The sequence below is a fragment of the Pseudonocardia sp. SID8383 genome (genome assembly GCF_009864975.1).
Taxonomy (GTDB): Bacteria; Actinomycetota; Actinomycetes; order Mycobacteriales; family Pseudonocardiaceae; genus Pseudonocardia; species Pseudonocardia alni.
Window position 1 is genome coordinate 1 of sequence record NZ_WWFY01000279.1, and the last position, 3,071, is coordinate 3,071.

The 3,071-nt window shown below is 75.0% G+C and carries 3 protein-coding genes; 2 read left to right on the forward strand and 1 reads right to left on the reverse strand.

All coding sequences use genetic code 11. From position 1 onward, the window contains the following. Window positions 1-431 (forward strand): PadR family transcriptional regulator (locus GTW08_RS06775; protein WP_161151587.1); only part of this gene is annotated, 431 nt, incomplete at its 5' end. A 104-nt stretch (window positions 432-535) separates the two neighbouring features. Here the strand turns inward: GTW08_RS06775 and GTW08_RS06780 are convergent. After that, complete coding sequence (locus GTW08_RS06780; RefSeq protein WP_073574199.1) at window positions 536-1,834, reverse strand: MFS transporter; 1,299 nt, start codon at window positions 1,832-1,834, stop codon at window positions 536-538. Between the two features lie 147 nt (window positions 1,835-1,981). Between GTW08_RS06780 and GTW08_RS06785 the strand changes: the two genes are divergently transcribed. Continuing rightward, window positions 1,982-2,956 carry a PAC2 family protein gene (locus tag GTW08_RS06785; protein ID WP_161151588.1) on the forward strand — a complete coding sequence of 325 codons (975 nt, stop codon included), beginning with the start codon at window positions 1,982-1,984 and terminating at the stop codon, window positions 2,954-2,956. Window positions 2,957-3,071 lie beyond the last annotated feature (115 nt).

Genomic DNA, 3,071 nt, shown 5'->3' on the forward strand with positions numbered 1-3,071 from the left:
GCACCGCAGTGCTCGCGGTCGTCGCCGACGGCCCGCGGCACGGCTACGAGATCATCCAGGAGATCACCGGCCGCTCCGGTGGGCAGTGGAAGCCGAGCCCCGGCTCGGTGTACCCGATGCTGTCCCAGCTGGAGGACGAGGGCCTGGTCCGGTCCGAGCAGACCGAGGGCCGTCGGGTCGTCCACCTGACCGAGGAGGGCACCCGGCACGTCGAGGAGCACCGCGCCGAGCTCGACGCGGTGTGGGCGCCCTTCGCCGAGGACGCCGAGGCCGCCGAGTCGGACCCGGCGACCGGCCTGGTCACCGAGCTCGGCCGGCTCGCCGCCGCCGCGCGGCAGGTCGCCGAGGCCGGCTCCGAGGCGCAGGTGGCGTCGGCGACCGAGGCGCTGACCGAGGCCCGCAAGGCGCTGTACCGGCTGCTGGCCGAGTGAGGCTCGCCGAGCGAGCAGACGACACCGGGTGAGGCCCGCCGGACGGGCAGACCGCTCCGTGTGCGACGGGGGCGGGACCGCGATGGTCCCGCCCCCGTCGTCGTCTACCGGGCCTGTCGCCGGCGCCGGTTGCGGCGCAGCGCCTCCCGCAGCGGCGGGACGACGGTGCCCTCGGCGGCCATCACCCGGCGGGCCTTGCGCCGCGCGAGGACGACCGCGACGGCGGTGAGCGCCCAGATCGGGAACTGCACGAGCCAGGCCAGCCGGAACGCCTCGGGGGTGTAGCCGCCCGACACGCTGAGCACGAGCCCGACCAGGAGTGTGGTGGTGAGCGAGGCGGTGAACCCGCCGACGTTGACGATCCCGACGGCGGTGCCGCGCCGGTGCGCGGGGTTGAAGGTGCGGGCGTAGTCGAAGCCGACGGCGGAGCAGGGACCGTTCGCGGCGAGCACCACCACGAGCAGCACGAGCAGCCACAGCGGCGCGGGCGGCGGGACGAGCAGCACGACCGTCCACACGAGCGCGGTCGCGCCGATGACCGACAGCACGAGCCAGGAGCGGCGCAGCGGGTGGCGGGCGGTGAACTCGCCGAACATCGGGCCGACGACGGCGCCGGCGAGGACGAGCACGGTCAGCATCACCGAGGCGCCGGTGGGCGTCATCCCCTGCCCGGCGACGAGGTAGGGCACGCCCCACAGCAGCGCGAACACCAGGCCGGAGAACTGGGTGCCGGCGTGCGACCAGAGCCCGAGGCGGGTGCCCGGGTGCGCCCAGGCGCCCGTGAGCCCGTCGACGACCTCGCGGGGGCTGCTCGCCGGGGCCGGGGCCGGGCTGCCGGGCGGGCGGTCGCGGAACACGGCGAGCACCGCGACCGCGGCGACGACGCCGATCCCGGCGGCGGACAGGAACGCGGTCGTCCAGCCGTAGGCGTGCAGGACGGTGGCGAGCGGGATCGCGGAGAGCACCTGGCCGAACTGGCCGAGCAGCGCCGTGATCTGCGTCATCAGCGGGACCCTGCGCGGCGCGAACCAGGTGGACAGCACCGACAGCACCGAGATGAAGGTCAGGGCGTCGCCGACGCCGACGAGCACGCGGGCGGCGATGGCCAGCGGCAGCGAGGTGGCGAGTGCGACGAGCACCTGCGCCGCGGTCATGGTCACGGCGCCGGCGAGCACCATGGTGCGGGCGCCGAACCGGTCGAGCAGGAGCCCGACCGGCACCTGGAGGACGGCGTAGACCAGCAGCTGCAGGACGAGGAACCCGGCGAGCACGGTCGGGGACGCACCGAACCGGTCCGCCGCCTCCAGCCCGGAGACGCCGAACGAGCTGCGTTGCAGCACCGCCACGACGTAGGCGAACAGACCGGCGGACCAGACGAGGTAAGCGCGACGTGACGTGTGCATGACGAACGACCATTCTGGTCCATCCCGGACGGGCGGGGTGTCCCGGCAGGGCCGCGTCACAGGGGGGCGATGGTCACACCGCGACCGGGCAGGCCGTAGGTGGCTCCGGATAGGGTCGCGGTGCACGCCACGACTCGGAGGACGCCGGTGCTCGATCCCGCTCAGCTGTACCAGGTCGACCCGGCCGCGCCGGCGCTCGACGAGCCGGTCCTGATCGTCGTGCTGGACGGTTTCGTCGACGCCGGGAACGCGGGTGCGCTCGCGGTCGGCGCGCTGACCGACGAACGCGAGGCGGTCCGGGTGGCCCGGTTCGACGTCGACCAGCTCGTGGACTACCGGTCGCGACGCCCGCCACTGCGGTTCGAGACCGACCGCTGGGCCGACTACGACCCGCCGGAGCTCGACGTCGTCGCGCTGACCGACACCGGGGACACGCAGTACCTGCTGCTCGCCGGTCCGGAGCCGGACATGCAGTGGGAGCGGTTCGTCGCCGCGGTCGGGCTGCTGGTCGAGCAGCTCGGGATCCGGCTGGTGATCACGTTGCAGGGCATCCCGATGGCCGTGCCGCACACGCGTCCGATCGGAGTGACCGCGCACGGCACCCGCCCGGAGCTGGTGGAGGGCCACACCCCGTGGTTCGCGACCGCCGACGTCCCGGGCAGTGCCGCGGCGTTGCTGGAGTACCGCCTCGGGCAGGCCGGGCAGGACGTCGTGGGCTACGCCGTGCACGTGCCGCACTACCTGTCGCGCTCGGCGTACCCGCAGGCCGCACGGGTGCTGCTGGACCACGCGGGGCTGTCGGCGGGGCTCTACCTGCCGACCGAGACGCTGACCCGCGCCGCCGAACAGGCCGAGTCCGAGATCGCCGAGCAGATGGCGGCGTCGGAGGAGGTCGGGCAGGTCGTCGCGGCGCTGGAGGAGCAGTACGACCAGGTCGTCGCGGCCCGGGAGTCCGGTAACCTGCGGGACGGCCTGGAGGGCGGCGAGCTGCCCAGCGGCGACGAGCTGGCCGCGGAGTTCGAGCGTTTCCTCGCCGGCGGTGGGGACGACAAGCCGGGCGGGAAGTCCGGCGACGAGCCGCCGCACGAGCCGCCCGCCCCCCCGCTGCCGCCCGCGACCTGACCGGTACTCCCCCGGCGGGTCAGCCGCCGAGCGCGAGGGCGTGCTGCACCCGGCCCCGGCCGCCGGGTCCGTGCAGCACCGCCTCGACCCAGCAGCCGACCGGCCGGGCCCTGAG